The 20907-nt window shown below is 64.8% G+C and carries 18 protein-coding genes and 1 pseudogene; 8 read left to right on the forward strand and 11 right to left on the reverse strand.

Features of this window, described 5'->3' with window-relative positions; translation table 11 throughout:
* The first annotated feature begins 7 nt into the window (after positions 1-7).
* Positions 8-1309 (forward strand): caspase family protein, encoded by a 1302-nt coding sequence (locus tag VFA60_01560; GenBank protein ID HZQ90460.1) that lies wholly within the window; start codon positions 8-10, stop codon positions 1307-1309.
* 2 nt (positions 1310-1311) lie between these two features.
* Here the strand turns inward: VFA60_01560 and VFA60_01565 are convergent, their stop codons facing one another.
* The 8 genes and pseudogenes from VFA60_01565 to VFA60_01600 all read right to left on the reverse strand — a co-directional run bounded on the left by VFA60_01565 (position 1312) and on the right by VFA60_01600 (position 6761).
* A complete protein-coding gene (locus VFA60_01565; protein HZQ90461.1) occupies positions 1312-1998 on the reverse strand; it encodes a DUF928 domain-containing protein in 687 nt (228 codons plus the stop codon).
* A gap of 46 nt (positions 1999-2044) precedes the next feature.
* Positions 2045-3898 (reverse strand): adenylate/guanylate cyclase domain-containing protein, encoded by a 1854-nt coding sequence (locus VFA60_01570; protein HZQ90462.1) that lies wholly within the window; start codon positions 3896-3898, stop codon positions 2045-2047.
* A gap of 134 nt (positions 3899-4032) precedes the next feature.
* Complete coding sequence (locus VFA60_01575) at positions 4033-4320, reverse strand: hypothetical protein (GenBank protein HZQ90463.1); 288 nt, start codon at positions 4318-4320, stop codon at positions 4033-4035.
* A gap of 18 nt (positions 4321-4338) precedes the next feature.
* Positions 4339-4587 carry a hypothetical protein gene (locus VFA60_01580; protein ID HZQ90464.1) on the reverse strand — a complete coding sequence of 83 codons (249 nt, stop codon included), beginning with the start codon at positions 4585-4587 and terminating at the stop codon, positions 4339-4341.
* A 70-nt stretch (positions 4588-4657) separates the two neighbouring features.
* Positions 4658-5617 (reverse strand): aldose epimerase family protein, encoded by a 960-nt coding sequence (locus VFA60_01585; protein ID HZQ90465.1) that lies wholly within the window; start codon positions 5615-5617, stop codon positions 4658-4660.
* Positions 5532-5774 (reverse strand): annotated as a pseudogene (locus VFA60_01590) (galactose-1-epimerase). The gene VFA60_01585 and the pseudogene VFA60_01590 overlap by 86 nt, the downstream one beginning before the upstream one ends.
* Positions 5775-5808: 34 nt before the next feature.
* Entirely contained in the window at positions 5809-5964 is a 156-nt protein-coding gene (locus VFA60_01595) for a hypothetical protein (GenBank protein HZQ90466.1), read from the reverse strand.
* Positions 5965-6119: 155 nt separating this feature from the next.
* Positions 6120-6761: a hypothetical protein gene (locus VFA60_01600; protein ID HZQ90467.1), complete on the reverse strand. Its 642-nt coding sequence runs from the start codon at positions 6759-6761 to the stop codon at positions 6120-6122.
* Positions 6762-7102: 341 nt separating this feature from the next.
* Here VFA60_01600 and VFA60_01605 point away from each other — a divergent pair, with 341 nt between their 5' ends.
* Positions 7103-8167: a radical SAM protein gene (locus VFA60_01605; protein ID HZQ90468.1), complete on the forward strand. Its 1065-nt coding sequence runs from the start codon at positions 7103-7105 to the stop codon at positions 8165-8167.
* Positions 8168-8274: 107 nt separating this feature from the next.
* Here the strand turns inward: VFA60_01605 and VFA60_01610 are convergent, their stop codons facing one another.
* Positions 8275-9699 carry a site-specific DNA-methyltransferase gene (locus tag VFA60_01610; GenBank protein ID HZQ90469.1) on the reverse strand — a complete coding sequence of 475 codons (1425 nt, stop codon included), beginning with the start codon at positions 9697-9699 and terminating at the stop codon, positions 8275-8277.
* 22 nt (positions 9700-9721) lie between these two features.
* Complete coding sequence (locus VFA60_01615) at positions 9722-9922, reverse strand: hypothetical protein (protein ID HZQ90470.1); 201 nt, start codon at positions 9920-9922, stop codon at positions 9722-9724.
* Positions 9923-10312: 390 nt separating this feature from the next.
* Between VFA60_01615 and VFA60_01620 the strand changes: the two genes are divergently transcribed.
* A complete protein-coding gene (locus VFA60_01620) occupies positions 10313-12382 on the forward strand; it encodes a carbon starvation CstA family protein (protein ID HZQ90471.1) in 2070 nt (689 codons plus the stop codon).
* 299 nt (positions 12383-12681) lie between these two features.
* Here VFA60_01620 and VFA60_01625 read toward each other — a convergent pair whose 3' ends face one another.
* Positions 12682-13047 carry a hypothetical protein gene (locus tag VFA60_01625; GenBank protein HZQ90472.1) on the reverse strand — a complete coding sequence of 122 codons (366 nt, stop codon included), beginning with the start codon at positions 13045-13047 and terminating at the stop codon, positions 12682-12684.
* A 350-nt stretch (positions 13048-13397) separates the two neighbouring features.
* Here VFA60_01625 and VFA60_01630 point away from each other — a divergent pair, with 350 nt between their 5' ends.
* From VFA60_01630 to VFA60_01650, 5 genes are all read left to right on the forward strand, one after another.
* Positions 13398-14333, forward strand: a complete 936-nt coding sequence (locus VFA60_01630) for a hypothetical protein (protein HZQ90473.1) — start codon at positions 13398-13400, stop codon at positions 14331-14333.
* Positions 14334-14470: 137 nt separating this feature from the next.
* The gene (locus VFA60_01635) at positions 14471-16276 is read left to right on the forward strand and encodes a hypothetical protein (protein ID HZQ90474.1); all 1806 of its coding nucleotides are present in this window, start codon (positions 14471-14473) and stop codon (positions 16274-16276) included.
* Between the two features lie 92 nt (positions 16277-16368).
* Positions 16369-20007 (forward strand): error-prone DNA polymerase, encoded by a 3639-nt coding sequence (locus VFA60_01640; GenBank protein ID HZQ90475.1) that lies wholly within the window; start codon positions 16369-16371, stop codon positions 20005-20007.
* A gap of 222 nt (positions 20008-20229) precedes the next feature.
* Positions 20230-20445 carry a DUF2934 domain-containing protein gene (locus VFA60_01645; GenBank protein HZQ90476.1) on the forward strand — a complete coding sequence of 72 codons (216 nt, stop codon included), beginning with the start codon at positions 20230-20232 and terminating at the stop codon, positions 20443-20445.
* Between the two features lie 73 nt (positions 20446-20518).
* A complete protein-coding gene (locus tag VFA60_01650; GenBank protein HZQ90477.1) occupies positions 20519-20896 on the forward strand; it encodes a response regulator in 378 nt (125 codons plus the stop codon).
* Positions 20897-20907 lie beyond the last annotated feature (11 nt).

Consider the following 20907-nt stretch of genomic DNA (forward strand, 5'->3'; position numbering starts at 1 on the left):
AGCGCCGTTGACAGCCGCCGCCGGCGTTGCCTACGATTTCGCCTCCATGCGCCGCCTGCGGATCCTCGTCATGCTCGCGCTCGTCCCGTTGCTGCGCTCGGCCGCGCCTCCGGCCGAGCCGGGCGACGAAATCTGGATGGAGATTCCCGATCCGGCGATGAAGGTCCAGGGCAACACCGCCGCCGAACTGCCCGCGCCGGCGCTGCGCTACTTCACCATCCACCTGGAGCGCGACCAGAGCAAGGTGGACTACGGCAGCATCAAGTCGAAGATCAACACCGAATCGGCGGGCGGCGTGAGCGACTGCAAGAGCGTGCCCAACGAGATCGTGTGCATCTTCGATTTGAAGCGCCGCGCCGGCTTCGATCTGCACCCCGGGCGCAACGCCATCGAGATCGAATACAAGGACCCGTACGAGCGCTACCACTACGCCTCGTTCCTGCTGCAACTGGGCGGCAAGCCAACCGTCATGCGCGCCGGCGCGAAGGCCGGCCCGCCGGAAAGACCGGGCGGCGAGAAATACGCCGTGGTGGTCGGCGTCTCGCACTACCAGTTCTCGGGGCCCGGCCTGCCGAACCTGCAATTCGCCGATCGCGACGCCTCGGCTTTTCGCGACTTCCTGATGTCGCCCGACGGCGGCAACTTCCCGCGCGACAACATCAGGTTCCTGCTCAACGAAGACGCCACGTCGCAGGCCGTGCTCAGCGCACTGCGGACATTCTTGACCAAGCCTCGCCCGCAGGATGTGGTGGTGATTTATTTCGCGGGACACGGCTCGCCCGATCCCAACGATCGCCGCAACCTGTATCTGCTGACCTACGACACCAAGCCCGACGACATGGGCGGCACCGCCATCCCCATGACCGAGCTGCCAAAAATCCTGACCGAAGTCGTCAAAGCCAAGCGCGTGGTGCTCATTGCCGACAGCTGCCACAGCTTCGGCATCATGGGACGGCGTTCGGGCCCGGCCAACGCCAACAACCTGATCAACGAATATCTTTCGGCGACGTCGGCGCAAGGCCAGCGCGCGGTGATGACCGCCAGCGACGTCAGCGAAAAGTCGCAGGAAGACCCGAAGTGGGGCGGCGGACACGGCGTCTTCACCTGGTACGTGCTGCGCGGGCTGAAGGGCGAAGCCGACGCCAACCACGATGGCACCGTGACCGCGGGCGAACTGTTCCACTACGTCCACGAAGAAGTGCAGAAGGCCACCAACAGCCAGCAGACGCCGCTGGCCTCGCCGGGGCTGGCGGAAAATTTGGCGTTGTCGGGCGCGGGAATGCGGGCGGGGACGGCGTCGGGGAGGTAAGCCTACTTCCTCAGCTCCCCCGCCCTCTGCAGATCCCGCTGCGCCGCCGACCTGGTATTCTCGCTCTTCTCGAACACATGCCCGCGCAACTCCAGCAGGTCGGCATCGCCGGGATGCGCCGCGATCATCTCGTTCAACGCCGCGACCGTGTCGTACCAGACGCCCGCGTCCACCAGCGCCTGGAGCCGCCGCGTGTCGTCGCCGCCGGCGTTCGCCAGCGCTGCTTCAAGGTTCTTGCGCTCAGTGCCGCCGACGATTTCCATCGTCAGTTCCGGAGAGGGCGGGCCCGAAGTTGCCGACTCCGGCTGCACCGTCCACGTGTAACGCTTTCCCGGCGCCAATCCCGCCGACGCCAAGGCCCGGTACTCGTATCCGTTCACCGACTCGCGCAGCAGCTCGTTGCCGTCGGCGTCATTCAGCGTGAAGACGAACTTGCGCGTGGGCCCCGGATACGTCCAGGCGAACACGGGCGTCGTCGTGTAGGACTTGGCGGACATGGGCGCCAGCGGCTGGGGGAAGCGGTCGCCCGAGCCGCGCGTGGCGCCGCCCACGGTGGCCTGCTTGGCCAGCGCGGCCGCGTCGGCGCGCTCGAACTTCGCCAGGTCCACATTGACGCGTGGACGCTTGGCCGGCGGCGGCGGCGGCGAAGGTGAAGCTTGCTTCGCCTGCGCGAAAGAAATCGCAGTCAAAAACAGAACACAAGCAAGCAGACGAAGCGCGCCCATTGACGACCCCCTACTTTGTCCCGGCGGCATCGGCGGCCGCGGCGGTGTAGATGAGAATCTTACCTTCAAACCCCTTCACCTCGACTTCTCCGGCGGGCGCGAGCGCGCACTTGTGTTTGACCAGCTCATAGGTCGCCGGGCTCACGGCGATGTCGGTGCCCAGGTCTTTGTTCGCGCTCTCCAGTCGAGACGCCAGGTTCACCGTCTCGCCGATCACGGAATACTCCAGCCGGGTGGCCGCGCCCACGTTGCCGGCCGTCAGCGGACCGGTGTGAATGCCCACGCCGATGCGCAAATCGCGCGGAAACGCCGGATCGCCGGCGTGCTCGGCTGCGAGCTTGGCGGCGCGCTCGACCATGGCGAGCGCGGCTTCGACGGCGGCGCAGGCGTCGGCCTCGGCGCCCTGGCTGATGGGCACGCCGTAGACCGCCATGATGCCGTCGCCGATGAACTTGTTCAGGAACCCGCCGCGAACCTGGATTTCTTCCGCCATGGCGGTGAAGTACTCGTTCAGCCAGGCCAGCACTTCCGCCGACGGCTTGCCGGCTGTGTTCCGGGTGAAGTTGCGGATGTCGCTGAACAGCACCGTGGCGACCACTTCCTTGCCGGCGAGCACCACCTCGCCGCGGCGGTCCCAGATCTCAGCCGCGACTTCCGGCGCGACGTAGCGCGAGAACAGGCCCATCAGCTCGGCGCGTTCCCGCTGCGTGGCCGAGTGCAGCAGTTGCTCGCGCAGAAAGCGATAGCCGTATCCAACCGGCAGCCCGAGAAGCAAAGCGAATTCGACGGGGACCCAGTCGAACCACCGCTGGCCGAGAGTGAACGCCGCCTGCGCGCCGCCGATCAGCAACGCCATGAGCGTGAGCGTGGTGAGGACACCGGCCGCCGCGCGCCGGGTAACGATGGCGAACATCGCCACCAGCGCCACCACGATCAGGATTGCCCAGTTCACGCGTCCGGAGACCGGCGCAACGACGCGCCCGGTGAGCAGCGAGTTCAGCGACGCCGCCTGGATCTGCGTGCCGGCCAGTTGCGGACGCACGCCGCCATAGCGGCGGCGGAACAGCGGCGTGGTGTGGCGGTCGGCGCCAGCCGCGCTGCTCTGCCCGATGAGCACGACTTTGCCGGCGAACTGCGAGGCGTCAAAACCCGGCTGAAGCAGGGTTCGCGCCGAAACAGTCCGCGCGGGCTGCGGGCTCCACGTCCCGATCAGCGCGGTGTTGAAGTTCTGTTCGGCGAGCGGAATCATTGCTGGACCGAAGCGGATGCGCGGCTGGCCGGGCACCGGCTCGATGGGCGTGCGGCGGAAGTTCACCGCCAGCGCCGCCGGAAACGAGAGCACGTTGGAATCTCTGGCGGGCAGCAGAAACATGCGGCGGATGAAGCCGTCGTCGTCCACCGGCATATTGATGAAGCCCACGCCGAGCGCCGCGCCCGCCTTGCAGTTCGACGCCGCCTGCTCGTCAACCTCGCAGATCGCCGGCAGCGGATTTTGCGCCGGCACTCCCGCCGAGCCCGCCACGCTGCCCACGATCACGTTCTGCGCTTCGGCGATTGCCGCCGCCAGTTCCTGGTCGCCTTTCTCGTTACGCGCCTCGGTGAGCAGGATGTCGAGCCCGATCAGGTCGGGCTTTCCGGCGGCGACGCGGCGCAGCACGTCGGCAACGACGGTGCGCGGGACGGGCCAGGTTTTGAGCGTGAGGACAGTGTCGTCGTCGAAGTCCACCACCACGATGCCGGCCGCGCGCGGCGCGGGACTCGCCAGATTGACCAGCAGGTCGTATCCCCACCAGCGCACGTCGCTGACGAATGCGGTTTCGCGAGAGAGATAGACTGCCGCGACTACCGCCCAAGCCAAAAGCACGGCAGCGAGGAGCGGTTTCGATTTTTCCAGAAGGCCCACGCGGTTGAGGGTTGGAGCGCGGGTATTATCCCATCGCGCCGGCGCGACAGTGAGCATTTAGCTGCGGAAGCGCAGCCAGCTGCGTCTCTGCGTCTTTACGCCGCTATGCCAGTCTGGTACAGCTCGTCGCTGCCCACGTCAAACACCCGGTTGAGCCGCGCGCGGAAGTTCTCAAAGGCAAGATGCGCGCCCAGCTCCAGCAGCTGCTCTTCGGAGAATTGCGCCCGCAGCCGCGCGAACAGTTCGTCCGAGATGTTCGACGGCGTGCTGGCCATCGCGTCGGCCAGCTCGATCACCAGCCGTTCGACGTCGGTGAAGACGCTGAAATCGGCGCCCGGCACGGCTTTCAGCTTTTCATCCGAGAGCCCGGCTTTTCTGCCCACGGCAGAATTGATGTCCACTCAAAACGGGCAGCCGACGCGGGCCGCCGTCCGCACTTTGCCGAGCTGGATGTAGCGCAGCGAAACGCGCCGCCTCCGCCCCAGCGCCACCTCCATCAGGATGCCGCCCCACACCACGCCGGGCACGCGCATCTGCAGCTTGGCCGGCGTCAGGTCTTTGCCGAACATGCGGCGCATAACGCCGTAGAACCAGCGCAGGTGCCACGGGGCGTCTTTCTTTTCGATTCCTGATATGCGGGCGTGCGGCATCGGTCTCCTCCTGGGCGACAGGATCACCCCTGCTTAGTGGATGCGCGATGCGGCGCAATGATTCCCGAATTTAGCGCGCGGAGAAAGCGAAAATCGTCACGCTGTGGAAACGCTCGCCCGGGTTCAGCACGGTGGAAGGAAAGTCCGGATGATTGGGCGAGTCCGGAAAATGCTGCGTCTCGAGGCACAGTCCGGCGCGGCGGCCGTAGCTGCGCCCGCCTTTGCCGATGGCGCTGCCGTTCAGGTAGTTGCCGGTGTAGAACTGCACGCCCGGTTCGGTCGTGCTCACGGTGAGCACGCGGCCGGAGCCGGGCTCGTACAGCTCGGCGACCACGCGCAGCTTGCCGGGACTGTCGAGCACGAAGTTGTGGTCGTAGCCGCGTCCGGCCTCGATCTGCGAGTCCTTCTCGTCAATGCGCTCGCCCACGCGGCGCGCCTGGCGGAAATCGAACGGCGTGCCGGCGACCGGGCGCAGCTCGCCGGTGGGAATCAGCGTGGCATTCACCGGCGTGAAGCGCGCGGCGTGGATGGTCAGCTCGTGTCCCAGCACGTCTGCCGACGCGCCGCCGCTCAGATTGAAATAAGAATGGTTGGACAGGTTCACGACCGTGGGCTTGGCAGTGGTCGCGCCGTACTCGATCTTCAATGCGCCGCCGCTGAGCGTGTAGCGCACGACTGCCGTTAGCGTTCCGGGAAATCCCTGGTCGCCGTCGGGACTGGTGTGCTCCAGCTCGACGCCGTTGCCAATGCGCTTCGCCTTCCAGACCAGCTTGTCGAAGCCGAGCGGCCCGCCGTGAAGCGCGTTGCCGTTGTTGTTGGTGGGAATACGGTAGCCGGCGCCATTCAGCGAAAACCTGCCGCCGGCGATGCGGTTCGCATAACGCCCGATGAGCGACCCGAAGTGCGGATTGTTCGGTCCCGTAGCCCTCGAGCGTGTCGAAGCCGAGGACCACGTCGGCCATCGTTCCTTTGCGGTCAGGAACGCGCAGCGACTGCACCACGCCGCCGTACGTAAGGACGGTGGCTTCAGCGCGCCCGTCCGAAAGGGTGAATGCTTCGACCGCCACGCCATCGGGAGTCTTGCCGAACGGACGACTGCTCACGCGAGTCTGCGCCCCGGCTCCGGCCACCAGCACGGCGGCACAGAGCAGCAGTGGAATCGCCGCTGGCACAGTGACCACACGCATTCAAGAGAAAAGCGCCGGGTGGACGCCGCCCCGCTTACGACCAGCTCACTTCGCGGTATTGCCCCACGCGAATGAATTCGTAACTCTTCAGGCTGTCGAAGTCGTTGCGCTCGGCCAGGGCAACAATGCGCTCCATCAGTTCATCCGCCTGCCTGGGCTCAGATTCCTGGTCGCCTTCCAGAGACGCCACGAGTTGAACCAGGGTCGAACGGGAGAACTTGAGCGGGGCGTGCTGCTCATCGCGCTGGCCTCAGAAAACCAGGATGAACGCACCGGGATAATACCGGAAAGCACAGTCACTGGACAGCCGGACCGCCGGCCGCTGTTTTACTGAACGAAACGCTGTCAGGCGCACCTGGCGGCGCGTGGCGGCTGGCCTCCCGCCATCCAAGCCAGCCCGTCGCGGGCCACCAGGGTGGCGCGATCGGCGATGCGCGCGAGGTTGTTTGCCGAACCCAGCTCCCAGGCGATCTCCGACACGCTGCTGGCTGAACCGCGCCGGCGGAACGCTGCCTCCATCACCTCCAGCGTCCATTGATCGGCGAGACGACACTCCAGGGCGTGCTGCGCGAGGAGCGTGTCGCGATGCCGCACCGCAGTGAGCACGCGGCGGCACTGGTGCGCCACCGCAATGGCCAGCGGCTCGAGCGACGGGAGAGCCACGAGCGGCTCACGCGCCGTTACCGATTCGGACGCACAGCGCGCCGCCCGTCCCAGCCGAAGCAACGAAGCGCGCAGGTGCAGCTCGGCCGCCGTCACTCTCGGGCTCGCCTCGCTGCCGTCGACCACCGGCTGCGTGGTGGGAACCCCCCAGGCGTCGCCGTCGGCGAACTCCCAGGATTGCAACATCGACAGGCAGGCCAGGGCCCGGTCGCCGCGCACAATGGCGCGGACGGAGGCATCGACCACCGGCTGCACAACCTCGATCAGGCCAGGAACGTCGCGCGGCGGGATTGGCGGAAGCGGGACACGGGTCACGGCCAGCATGGATACCCCTTGAGTAAAAAGTCGGTCGAAAGCTGGAAGGACGGACGCCAGGTTCGACGCCGTCCGGTATTTCCACCATGTATTGAGTTTTCACCTTAAGCGGGCGGGATAAAAAGCAGGTAACCGTAAGGTTAATTTCGTGTAAATCTCCCGCAACCCTGATTTTCACCGGTAATTTCCAGCCGCTCGCGCCCTTTCTGCATCCAATCCACAGCAACGGCCCGCAATTCCACGGAAGAGGCTCGATCAATTCATAGCAGGTCAGTCCGGCGGGCGGAAAGCGGCCGCCGGTAAGTCGCGCACCGGCGGGCGCGCCCCGCCACAGCTAGAAGGGCCATTCAGTGAAGAAGTCCGAAGTGGTGCAAGCCTGGGGCCGCATCCTGCGCGGCATTCGCCCCACCCTTTCCATTGAAATTACGCGCGAGTGTCCGCTGCATTGCCCGGGATGCTACGCCTACGAAGACATGCACCTGGGCACGGGCGTCAATTTGCGCCGGCTCGCCGACAAGAAGGGCGACGAACTGATTGCCGGCGTGCTGGGCGTGGTGGACGAGTACCGGCCGCTGCACGTCTCCCTCGTGGGCGGCGAGCCGCTGGTGCGATACCGCGAACTCGAGGTCATCGTGCCCGAGCTGCGCCGCCGCGGCGTCCACGTGCAGGTGGTGACCAGCGCGGTGCGTCCGCTGCCGGAGAGCTGGAAGGCGTTCCGCGACAAGTTCACCGTGGCCGTCTCGATTGACGGCCTCCAGCCGGAGCACGACCTGCGGCGGCGCCCGGCGACCTATGAGCGCATCCTGAAGCACATCGCCGGACACCGCGTGATCATCCACTGCACCGTGACCGGGCAGATGGTGAAGCGCGCCGGCTACCTGAACGACTTCCTCGCCTTCTGGACGCCGCGTCCGGAGATCGGCAAAGTGTGGTTCAGCTTCTTCACGCCGCAGCGCGGCGCGATGTCCCCCGAAGTGCTCACGCCCGAAGAAAGAGCGCAGACCATCGAGCTGCTGCTGAAGCTGCGCGAGGCGTATCCCAAGCTCGACATGCGCGCCTCCGTCATCCGCGAGTTCGCCCGCCCGCCGGAGTCGCCGGAAGAGTGCATCTTCGCCAAGACGACACACACGATCTCCGCTGATTTGAAGACGCGCGTCACGCCCTGCCAGTTCGGCGGCGATCCCGACTGCTCCCAGTGCGGCTGCATGGCCAGCATGGGCCTGGCAGCGGTGGGAAACTACAAGCTGATCGGCGGGTTGACGGCGGGGCACGTGTTTCGGGCTTCGTTCGCGGTGGGCGACAAGGTCAAAAGCCTCACACAAAGGGCACGAAGGACGCACAAAGGGCCTGCCGGTGCGCGCGTCTCTGCGCTGAAGATTCTGCCTGCCTCGGTCAATGGCGAGGACGGCCGCTAGGCTGCGCCGTCCACGTTGTAGCGACGGGCGCCCTCGCCCGTCGGCACGCCACCACGACTCCAGACTTCTGTCCCGGATTCGATTCACCACGGAGACAGAGCGGCGGACTAGAAAGGCACATCTTCATCCGTTCCGAGCGGCAAATTCATGTTCGCCGCCTGTGCCGCCTTCGCCTTCGGGGCCTTCTTGAACGTCACCTCCAGCAGACGCGGATACTGGAGTTCTTTCCCGTTCAGAAGCTCCTCGATCGTAAGAATCTGCAGTCGCGGATACTGCTTCCCGACGCCCTCTGATTTGTACAGGCCCGCCTCTGCCGCCTCTTTCTTCATGGGAGCGGTCGGCTCTTCCAGGCAAATCAGCGCTCCAATCTCCGCCTTCTCACGCTCAATCACACCGCGGAGATCGCGTACTTGCGAAACGTTCACGTGCCCCGCTTTGACTGAAAAGATGATCTGCCGCGCCGTGTCGCTCTTATCGTCGTGGAAGTAGAGACGACCATCGATGCCCTGATCGGCGCCTTTTTTCTTTTCCACCGGTCTCGCTCCCACAAGCCCCAGCGCCCACCACTGGAACTGATACGGGTCCTGCTTCGCGAGTTCCGCTGCGCCCGTTGCATCCAATGGCTCTCCAATTACTTCGTAGGTGTCGCGCACGGCAGCGCCATACGCATCCGCGAGGCGCTTCTTTATGAGATTGATTGCGAGGTGCGTAACATCAATGCCGATCCAGCGCCGTTTTAAGCGCTGCGCCACTGCAACCGCCGTCCCGCAGCCGCAGAACGGGTCGAGTACAACCTCACCCTCGTTGCTGCTGGCCGAAATGATCCGCTCTAGAAGCGCTTCCGGCTTCTGGGTGGGGTACCCGAGCTTTTCATTCGAACGGTTGTTGATAACAGGGATGTCCACCCACACGTTCTGAACGGGCACTCCCGGCATTTCGTCGAGGTACCGTTTGTATTGAGGCACTGCACCAGGTCGCGTCTGAATGATTCGTCCTTGCCGATACAGCTCTTCCATCTTGGCTTTTGTATAGCGCCAGTATCTGGTTACTCCAAGAAACTCGTATTGCGGGTTGCCCTTCGCGGCACCGCCGGGCCCTTGAAGATTGTCGATTCGATAGCGCCGTCCGTCCGGGTCCACACGGCGATAGTCGCGCTCTATGTACTCCGGATCGTATGGCGTGTAGAGCGGGTTCCAGGTTCTCGCGTCGGACTTGGAGCAGAACAGTATCGTGTCACTTACTCGACCAAAATGCTTGGCGCCCTGCTTTGCGTCGCTGTGAGCGCTACTACGTTTCCAGACAATCTCATTGACGAAGTATTGCGGCCTGAACACCGCATCCATCAGCATCTTCAAATAGTGACTCGCCGTCGGATCGCAGTGCAGGTAAATCGAGCCGGTCACCTTCAGCACGCGATGCAGCTCCACAAGCCGCGGAGCCATCATCGCCAGATACGCCATCATGTCGGAGTGGCCTAGGAACGTGCGGAACGCCCGCAAGGCATCCGCTACGCGGCCGCCGCGCTCCAGCATTTCGTGGTAGCTGCGCTCCGACTCAACGTTCCACTCCCACGTGTCTTCGAACGGCTTGAATCTGCGAGCTGGAGCGTGTGCCGTCGCGCTCTGCAAACAGCACGTTGTAGTCCTGCCGGCTGTTGAACGGCGGATCGAGGTAAATCAGATCAACCGTTTCGTCGCCAATGTAGCGGCGCAAAACATCGAGATTGTCGCCGTAATAGAGCTGGTTCTTATTCATTCCTGCTGGACTCTAGCACAGCTTTTCGACGCCGCCGCTGCCTGGAGTTCGTTCGTTAATGCGAAAAGACAAATGTCGCAACATTGCGCTTGCCCTTCCACAGCCGGGCACGATATTCAAGCTACAACACTCTCACGGACTATAGCTATAAGACATTGTCTTTTGTTCTGAATACTTTGCCTCCAACTCCTGCAAACTCAAAGACCTGGAAACATTTTTCCGCTAACGCACTGATTCTCAAAGACCGGATTTTGCGGGTACCGGGGGGTGGCGCACGCGCTGTGCCAAACTTTGACAGTTCGACGGGGCAGTTGGGTTTCAATTCGGCAATTCCGCAGTTCGGCAATTCGGCAATCGGCTACGGGCCAACTCGCGTTAACATTCGACTTCGTGAAGACGGCTCTTAAAACCCTCATCTGGACGGCGATTGCGGCCGTTGGCGCGCTTTGCGTGGCGGTGATCGCCATCCATCGCGGCGAGCCGATCAGCGCCACCTGGCTGGTGACGGCGGCGCTGTGCTGCTACGCCATCGGCTATCGCTTCTACTCCAAGTTCATCGCGGCCAAGCTGCTGGCGCTCGACGAGCTGCGCGCCACGCCGGCCGAGCGCCTCGACGATGGCCGCGATTTCTGCCCGACGAACAAGTGGGTGGTCTTCGGACACCACTTCGCCGCCATCGCCGGGCCCGGGCCGCTGGTGGGGCCGGTGCTGGTGGCGCAGTTCGGCTATCTGCCGGGAACGCTGTGGATCCTGGCCGGCTCGATCCTGGGCGGATGCGTGCAGGACTTCGTCATCCTGCTGTTCTCCATCCGGCGCGACGGCAAGTCGCTCGGGCAGATGGCGCGCGAGGAGATTGGCGGGCTCTCGGGGACCATTGCGTTCACCACCATCATCACCATCATCGTGATCCTGCTGGGCGTTGTGGCGCTGATCGTGGTCAACGCGCTGAAGTCGAGCCCGTGGGGCACGTTCACCATCGCCATGACGATTCCCATCGCGCTGCTGATGGGCGTGTACCTGCGCTCGATCCGGCCGGGGAAGGTGGTGGAGGCCTCGGCCATCGGCTTCGTGCTGCTGCTCGCCGCGATCTGGGGCGGGCAGGCGGTGGCACACTCGGCGACATGGTCGGCGGCGTTCACGCTGACCGCGCCCACGCTGGCGGTGGCCATCATTCTTTATGGCTTTGCCGCCTCGGCGCTGCCGGTGTGGCTGCTGCTGGCGCCGCGCGACTACCTGAGCACGTTCATCAAGCTGGGAACGGTGCTGCTGCTGGCCATCGGGATCATCGTGCTGCGGCCGACGCTGCACATGCCCGGGCTGACGCGCTTCATTGACGGCACCGGGCCAATCTTTGCCGGCAAGATTTTCCCGTTTGCGTTTATCACTGTCGCCTGCGGCGCGGTGAGCGGCTTCCACTCGCTGATCTCCAGCGGAACCACGCCCAAGCTGGTGACGCACGAGACCGAGAGCCAGATGATCGGCTACGGCGCCATGATGGCCGAGTCGTTCGTGGCCATCATGGCGATCATCGCGGCGTGCGTGCTGCAGCCGGGTTTGTATTTCGCCATCAACAGCCCGGCGGGGATTGTGGGCGAGAGCGCGGCCGCGGCGGCGACGACGATTTCGGGCTGGGGGTTTCCGGTTTCGGCCGCCGACATCAACGCTCTCGCGGCGGCGGTGGGTGAGAAGACCATGCTGAACCGCACCGGCGGCGCGCCCGCGTTCGCCGTGGGCATGGCCAACATTTTTGCGCGCAGCCTGGGCGGACAGGCGGTGATGGCCATCTGGTACCACTTCGCCATCATGTTCGAGGCGCTGTTCATCCTCACCATTCTCGATGCCGGCACGCGCGTGGGCCGCTTCCTGCTGCAGGACGCGCTGGGGCACATCTGGAAGCCGCTGGGGCGGACGAGCTGGTATCCGAGCATCATCGCCACCAGCGCCATGATGGTGCTGGCCTGGGGATATTTTCTCTGGCAGGGCGTGAAAGATCCGCTCGGCGGCATCAACTCGCTGTGGCCGCTGTTCGGCATCGCCAACCAGTTGCTGGCGACGGTGGCCATGTGCGTGGCGACCACCATCATCATCAAGACCGCAAAGGAAAAAACGGGCAAGATGCGCTATGCGCTCGTCACGCTGCTGCCGCTCCTGTGGCTGGTGGCGGTGACGTTCACCGCCTCGTGGCACAAGATCTTCAATCCGAACCCGCGGATCGGGTTCCTGGCGCACGCGCGGCAGTTGAGCGAGGCCGCGGGCGGGAGTCCCACGGGCGAAGTCGCGCGGCTGATCTTCAACGACCGGCTGGACGCGGTGGTGACGGCCCTGCTGGTGGCGCTCTCGGCCGGCCTGCTGCTCGATTCCGGCATGGAGTGGCTGCGCGTGCTCAGCGGACGAAAGCCGGCGCGCGTAAAGGAAACGCCTTTCGTGGCGAGCCGGACGGCGCGGTCGGCGGGGGACTAGAGAAGCAGGTTTCGAGTTTTAAAGTTTCAAGGTTCATGTTTCACGCGGAGCGGGGAAGCGCATAGCGGAGAGAAAACCCGGGTCACACTGCGGCGGTTACTGTTTTGCGGCGCGCGGAGTTACGAGAGGAATCTTTCGCGGGATGGGGTGCGGGAATACTCTGCGCGTCAGCTAGCAGGACGTTCACCCATTCGGTGCGTTTCTCCTGCCTTCAGGGCGCAGCTCAATGTGGCTGCGCCCGTCCAACCTGCGCCGCCGACTTGGAATTTCGACGCCCGCCGGGCGGCGCGTGCCGCGGCTCAAACCCGCTGAATCATCTGGTCCACGCTGCTGAGGAACTGCTCAGGGCCGTCCTGTTTGCTGAGGACCTCGTCGGGACAAGCCTCGGATGGCAGATAGAGCGTGTGGTTGGCGATCAAGGCAAGCTTCTGCGCCGGATTCGTGGCTTTGATCTGTTCGCAGAACTCGAGCGCCTCGGCGGCGTTGTGGCCCACATCGACCATGACGAGCGCGAATTCGCCAACGGTGAGCATGTTGAGGGCTTCGCCGAGGGTGCGCGCGCCTTCAACTTTGTATCCGCGCTGGCGGAGCATGATCTTGCGGAGGCGCTGCACGGTGGCGTCACCATTGACGAGCAAAATGCGACCGGGGGCTGAGATCAGCATGAAAAGATTTCACCGAAAAGCTGGGTCGAGCATAGCAGCCGAAGGCGGCGGAAAACATCCTCCGAAAACCCTAGTACCCCGTGAAAAGCCCCTCTGGACGCGGCTTTTCAGGCAGCACTCAGCACTCAGCAGTCAGCCCTTGCACATCCCGGCAAAAACGCTTGCTTGTTCGCAGAAGGCGATCGGGGGCTGAATGCTGACTGCTGAGTGCTGAGTGCTGCCATTGCACAATTTTCTGGCACTTGACAACGGCGGCGAGGGGGCGCAGAATCCAAGTCCCTTAGGCGAACAAAAAGCGAAAACTACTCACCTCTGAGTAGCTGCGCTTCGCGCCGGATTTGAGGTTCCTGATGTCGCTGCCAGCCGCGGTCCCCGCTCCTGCCGTCTTCCCTGCTGTCTTTCCGGATGTGGCGCGCCCGAGGGCGCGCTCGGCCGCCGAGGTGCGCGAGGAACTGGAACGCGCGCTGGCCGAGCGCATTCCCGGAGCGCTGACGCCGAGGCGGCGCGCCGCCGATCCGCCGCTGGCGAGCGGCGTGGCCGAGTTTGACGCGCTGTGCGGCGGCATTCCTCGGGGCGCGGTCACCGAGATTTGCGGCGCCGCATCTTCAGGTCGCACCAGCCTGCTGCTGGCCATGCTGGCCGCCTCGACGCGGCGCGGCGAGTTCTGCTGCCTGGTGGACGCGGGCGACTGCTTTCATCCTGAATCGGCGGCGGCGGCGGGCGTGAAGCTGAAGCAGCTGCTGTGGGTGCGCTGCGGGCGGGGCGGACAGTCGCGGCGCAAGGCTTCCCTGTTTCCCGAGCGCTCGCCGCTGGCGCCATGGCTACGCCGGGTGGAGCAGGCGTTGAAGATCGCCGACCTGGTGCTGCAAGGCGGCGGCTTCACGCTGGTGGCAATCGACCTGGCGGGCGTGCCGGCGGCGGCCGCGCGAAGGGTGCCGCTGGCGTCGTGGTTCCGCTTTCGGCGCGCGGTGGAAGACACGGCGTCGGCGCTGGTGCTGGTGGGAGCCGGGCCGGTAACGCAGAGTTGCGCAGGGCTGGTGGTGAGAACGCAGCTGTCAGCTGTCGGCTACCGGCTGCTGGCGGAGCACGCAGCCATCAGCAATCAGCATTCAGCCCGCGAAGGCTCGTGTCCGGCAAAGAGCGCGCCGGCGCATGCGCAGTTGCTGGAGAGCATGGGCGTGCGCGCACATGTGCTGCGGAATTCGGCCGAACGCGGCGTGATCGCGCGCAAAGGTCCGCGGGCGGCGAGCGCGGAGTGGGAAAGCAAGGTCGCTGCCGGCTACTAGCTTTGGCTGCGGTGCTTGACGCGGAACGGGCTCCCGTCGGCATTCCCAGTTAAGTAGGGATCCTTCGACTCGTCCTCTCCCGCAGAGCGGGATCGGACTTCGCTCAGGATGACAACAGCAAGTCCCAATCGTTTTCGATGTTATGTGCGCTGTACATTCCCGATTTCATTGCTGCGGCCGCGATGCGGCTGGAGCCGGAGCTGCGCTCGCGTCCACTGGCGGTGCTGGAGGGCAAGCCGCCGCTGGCACGAGTGGCGGCGATGAACGCGGCGGCGCGGCTGGCTGGAATCGAAGCGGGCATGACCAAGATGCAGGCTGAAGCGCTGCCGGGTGTTGTGCTGCGCGAGCGAGCGGAGGCCCGGGAGGCGGCGGCGCACGCGGCGCTGCTCGACGCGGCGCACGCGTTTTCTCCGCGCGTGGAAGCGGCTGCGGCCGACACGGTGCTGCTCGACATCCAGGGACTGGAACGCATCTTCGGGCCGCCGGCTGCGATTGCGCGCGACGCGGCGCGGCGCGTCGCGGAGATGGGACTGGAAGCGAACGTCGCGGTGGCGGCCAACCGCGAGGCGGCGATCCATGCGGCGCGCGGGTTTGCCGGCGTCACCGTGATCGCGCCGGGCGAAGAGGCGCAGCGGCTGGGCATGCTGCCGGTCGAAGTGCTGGTAATGGAGCCGCCGGCGGGAAATTCCGAAATCCCCAGCCTTCGCCAAAAGAAGGCGGAAGGATGGGGCAGCCACGGCGGCGGTAGTGATCCAAGCGGCGCGGAGATGCTGGAGTCGCTGGAGCGATGGGGCGTGCGCACGCTGCGGGCATTGGCCGCTCTGCCCACGCCGGCGCTATCACAGCGGCTGGGCCAGCGCGGCGTGTTGCTGCAACGCTGGGCGCGCGGCGAAGGCACGGTGACGCTCACGCCGGCGGAGCTACCGCTCGTGTTTGAAGAAGAAGTGGAGCTGGAGCATCCGATCGAACTGCTGGAGCCGTTGGCGTTCGTGCTGAACCGCATGCTGGAGCAGCTCTGCGCGCGGCTGTCGTCGCGGGCGCTGGCGGCGAACGAGTTGACACTCTGCCTCACGCTCGACCAGACGGACGAAGTTTCGAGTTTCCAGTTTCCAGTTTCGAAAAACTCCGGCGCAGAACAGCTTGAAACTGGAAACTCGAAACTCGAAATTTCTTCGCGCCCTCGTGGTGAGCAACACGTCCGCACACTGCCTCTGCCCGTGCCCATGCGCGATGCGCGCACCTTCCTGAAGCTGCTGCAGCTCGATTTGAACGCGCATCCGCCGGGAGCGCCGGTGATCAAGGTTGCGCTGCGGGCCGGGCCCGCGCGTCCGCAGGTGGCGCAGCACGGGTTGTTTGCGACGGCGACGCCCGCGCCGGAAAAACTGCAGCTCATGCTGGCGCGCATGGCCGGCGTGGTGGGCGAGGGGAACCTGGGATCGGCGGAATTGCTGGACACGCATCGCGCGGATGCGTTTGCGATGCGGGAGTTCGCGCCGAATCAAAGTCAAAGTCGGAACCCAAAGGACACGATGGAAAACGGCGAGCGAATGCCGCGGCTGGCGCTGCGTATGTTTCGTCCGCCGCTGGAGGCCGTGGTGGAGGTGAGCGGCGGGCGTCCGGTGCGGGCGCGCTGCGCGCCCCGGCTGGGCGAGAAGGCGGAAGACGCCATCGGCGGGCGCGTGCTGTGGTGCGCCGGGCCGTGGCGCACGAACGGGGAGTGGTGGGAAAGAACAGTTTCCAGTTTCCAGTTTCCAGTCTCCGGCCAAAGCCGCTCTTCCGAACCGATCGCCGCGACCCGAAACTTGAAACTTGAAACGCGAAATTTTTTTCGTGACGAATGGGACATCGCGCTGCGCGCTGGTGATGGCGTGGAAATTTATCGCCTGGTGCGGGAGCGGGAGCGGGAGCGCGAGAGGTGGTTGGTGGAGGGCATCTATGACTGATTCGTTTGCCGAAGTGACGAATTGCGGAGTTGCCGAATTTTAGGCAGCGGCTCAATTCGGCAATTCCGCAGTTCCACAGTTCCGCGATCGCAATGGGCTACATCGAACTCCATGCCCGCTCCGCATTCAGCTTCCTGGAGGGTGCGTCGCTTCCGGGGGCGCTGGCCGGCGTGTGCGCTGAGCAAGGCATGCCGGCGATGGCGCTGCTGGACCGGGACGGCGTTTATGGCGCGCCACGGTTTCATCTGGCGGCGAAGAAGTTGGGGGTCAAGGCGCACATCGGGGCGGAAGTGACTACGTCGGTTTCACGTTTTCCGTTTCACGTTTCCCGAACCGCTCCTGATGAGCAACGTGAAACCAGAAGCGTGAAACGTGAAACCTTCTTCCGCCTTCCCCTCCTCGTTGCCTCCCGCGGCGGCTACCAGAACCTCTGCCGTCTGATCACCCGCATGAAGCTCCGCGCGCCGAAGATTCCGCTGGAATCGCGTCCGGAGACGTTCGCGTCGGCGACGCTGGAGGAAGCTGCCGGGTTTTCCAGCGGATTGATTTGCCTGACCGGCGGCCCTGAAGGTCCGCTGGCGGCGGCGCTGAGCGCGGGCGGCGAAGAGGCGGGACGCGAGTGCCTTGCCGGGCTGACAGAAATTTTTGGGCGCGAGGGCGTGTACGTCGAGTTGCAGCGGCACTTCGACCGCAACGAAGAAGCGCGCAACCAGGCGGCGCTCGGGCTGGCGCGCAGTTTGAAGCTGCCTGTGGTGGCCACGAACGGCGTGTGTCATGCGACGGAAGCAGAGTGCGAACTGCTCGACGTCTTTACCGCCATCGGCGCGCACACCACGCTCGACGGAGCGGGGCGGCTACTGGCGCGCAACGGTGAGCGCAGGATCAAGCCGCCGTCGGAGATGGCGCGATTGTTTGCCGATCTGCCGGAGGCAATCGCGGCGACGGAAGAAATTTCTTCACGGCTGGAATTTTCGCTGGCGGATTTGGGATACGAGTTTCCGCGCTATCCGGCGCCGGACGGCGAAACGGAGATGTCGTTTCTGCGCAAGCGGACGGAAGAGGGCGCTCGCGAGCGTTATCAGGCCCGCGCGCGAACGGATTCGGACCGCAATCTCTGGGCGCGGGCGAAGCGTCAGATTGAGCGCGAGCTGGCGCTGATCGAAAAGCTGAAGCTGGCCGGCTACTTCCTGATCGTGTGGGACATCGTGCGCTTTTGCCGCGAGCAGGGGATCCTGGCGCAGGGGCGCGGCTCGGCGGCGAACAGCGCGGTGTGCTACTCGCTGGGGATCACCGCGGTCGATCCGGTCGGGATGGAATTGCTGTTCGAGCGCTTCCTCTCGGAAGAGCGCGGCGAGTGGCCCGACATCGACCTCGACCTGCCGTCGGGCGACCGGCGCGAGCGCGTCATTCAGCACGTATACGAGCGCTACGGCAAGCTGGGCGCGGCGATGACGGCGAACGTCATCACGTATCGCGGGCGGCTGGCGGCGCGCGAGATGGGCAAGGCGCTGGGCTTCGATGAGGAGACGACGGGCAGACTGTCATCACTGGTCGGCTCGTGGGAATACAAAGATCCCGACGACACGCTGAAGCGCCAGTTCCGGCAGGCGGGGTTCGACCTGCGGCACCCGCGCATGCGGAAATTTTTTGAGCTGTGCCTGCGCGTGCAGGACCTGCCGCGGCATTTGGGACAGCACTCGGGCGGCATGGTGATCTGCCAGGGGCAACTGGATTCGGTGGCGCCGCTGGAACCGGCGTCGATGCCCGGGCGCGTGGTGGTGCAGTGGGACAAAGACGACTGCGCCGACATGGGCATCATCAAGGTGGACCTGCTCGGGCTGGGCATGATGGCTGTGCTCGAAGATTCGCTTGGGCTGATCCGCGATCACTATCAAGAGGATGTCGATCTCGCCCAGTTGCCGGCCAACGATCCCGAGGTCTACGCGGCGCTGAAAAAAGCCGACACCGTCGGCATGTTCCAGATCGAGAGCCGCGCGCAGATGTCGTGCCTGCCGCGCATGAAGCCGGAGCGGTTTTACGACATCGTGGTGCAGGTGGCGATCATCCGGCCGGGGCCGATCGTGGGCAAGATGGTGAACCCGTACCTGGAGCGGCGGCAGGGGCGGCAGAAAGTGGAGTATCCGCATCCGTCGCTGGAGCCGGTGCTGGAGCGAACGCTGGGCGTGCCGATCTTCCAGGAGCAGCTGCTGCGCATGGCCATGATTGCCGCTGGCTTTACCGGCGGCGAGGCGGAAGAACTGCGTCGCGCCTTCGGCTTCAAACGCGCCGAAGCGCGCATGGTGGACGTGGAGAAGAAACTGCGCGCGGGCATGCAGCGCAACGGCATCGAGCCGGCGGCGCAGGAGGCAATCCTGCACGCCATCACGTCGTTCGCGCTGTACGGGTTTCCCGAGTCGCACGCGGCCAGCTTCGCGCTGCTGGCGTATGCGAGCGCCTATTTGAAGTGCCATTACCTGGCCGCGTTCACCGCCGCCATGCTCAACAATCAGCCCATGGGCTTTTACGCGCCGGCCACGCTGGTGAAAGACGCGCAACGCCACGGGCTGCGCGTGCTGCCGGTGGATGTTTGCCGCTCGGAATGGCTCTGCACTTTGGAAAAAACGCTTTCACCGCGGAGAAGCGGAGACGCAGAGGAAGGCGTTTCAGGTCCCACGTTCCGCGTTTCGCGCGCGTCATCGGGGCCACGCGAAACTCGAAACGCGAAACTCGAAACGCCCTGCATCTCCGTGTCTCCGCGTCTCCGCGGTGAAGAAGCTCTCGCCGTGCGGTTGGGGCTGCGCTACGTGCGCGGGATGCGCCAGGAGGCGGCGCAGGCGCTGGTGCGGGCGCGGCGGGAGCGGGCATTCGACTCGGTGGATGACCTGGTGCTGCGCGTGCCTGAGTTGCGGCGCCCGGAGTTGCTGATGCTGGCCGAGATTGGGGCGCTGAACTCAGTTGCCAGTTGCCGTTTGCCAGTTGCCAGTTACGTTTCCCGTTTCCCGTTTCACGTTTCACGAGAAGAGCAATCAGTCAGCTTCGAGCCGCGTTGCCATCCTGAAGATCCGCAAACTGCAACGGCGCGTCGCGAAAGCAAGCGTGATGAGCGTCTTGGCCGCCTCGGGAAACGGGAAACGAGAAACGAACAACGATCCGCAACCGGCAACTGGCAACCGGCAACTGGCAACCTGTTTTCCCATCGTCGTGATGCCCTCTGGCAGGTGGAGCGGGCCACGCGTCCGGCGGGGCCGCTGCTCGAACGAGTGCCGCGGGCGCCGCACGAGCACGGCGAAGACGCAGACTCGCCGCTGGAACCGATGACGCACCAAGAGCGGCTGGTGGCCGACTATCACGGCACGGGGATGACCGTTGGGCCGCATCCCATGGCGTTTCGACGCCGCGAACTTGCCGGCATGGGCGTGCGCAGCGCGATCGATCTGCCCAAGCTGCCGCACGGCAAGAAAGTGAAGTCGGCGGGATGCGTGATTGCGCGGCAACGGCCGGGAACGGCAAGCGGCTTCGTGTTCCTGAGCCTGGAAGATGAAACGGGAATCTCTAACGCGATCATCACACCCGATCTGTTCGACCAGAACCGGTTTCTGCTGGTCAGCGAGCGATTTCTGCTGATTGAGGGCACGCTGCAGAACCAGGATGGAGTTGTTTCCGTGAAAGCCGACCGCGTGCGGCCGCTCAGCGTGACGCAGGCGGAGACGGTGTCGCACGATTTCCATTAGCAGTCAGCACTCAGCAGTCAGCAGTCAGCCCCTGAACGGCTTCGGCGAGGGTGCGCACCTTCAGCCGGGTACGCGCAGAGGCTGAATGCTGATTGCTGAGTGCTGAGTGCTGACTCTGAAATCCACAAGCAAACGCGGTATATTTGGATCGATCTGCACTTGTTCCTGCGCCGGCCCGTGCCGGTGCGAGACTTTCCCCTCAAATGCAGAGGAGTTTTTGCCGTGTCGAGTACGCCGAAGAGAGTCCGCACGCCCCGCGCTACCACGTCCCGGGTAAAATCCGCCAAGACCGCGCCTGAGAACGGCACGCAAATCCCGGTGGAAGACATGATCCGCGTGCGCGCGTATCAGCTGTGGGAACAGCGCGGCCGCCAGGATGGATCGGCCGAGCAGGACTGGCTGCTGGCCGAAGCCGAAGTGCGCGGGCGAAGCGCATAAACAGGAATCCGCGCCGAAGTAGTTCCCGCCCGAGGAGACTTGTGCCTTGAGAAAGGTTTGCTGAGGCTGCCCATTGACCGCTGACGGCAAGGAACATGTCCTGCTGCTCGACGACGACGCGCTGCAACTGCGCGTGCGCGCCATGGTGCTGGAGCAGGCGGGATACGGCGTGGCGACGGCCGAGTCGCTGGATCGGGCGCTGGATCTGTTCAAGGCCGGCAGCGGCTTCAAGGCGGTGGTGACCGATCATCTGCTGGCGGGCGAAAATGGCGTGGAATTCGTGCGCCGTCTGCGGCAGATGGACGCTAACGTTCCCGTCATCGTCATCACCGGGCTTCCGTGGGCCGAAGGTGAGTACGCGGGCCTGAAGGTCACGTTTCTGTTCAAGCCCTGCCCGGCAGAGGAGCTGATTGCTGCCGTCCGGCAGAGCCGGCCCGCGGCCGCCCGCTAGCGAGCTGGCGT

Source organism: Terriglobales bacterium (assembly GCA_035651995.1).
Classification (GTDB): domain Bacteria; phylum Acidobacteriota; class Terriglobia; order Terriglobales; family Acidobacteriaceae; genus DASRER01.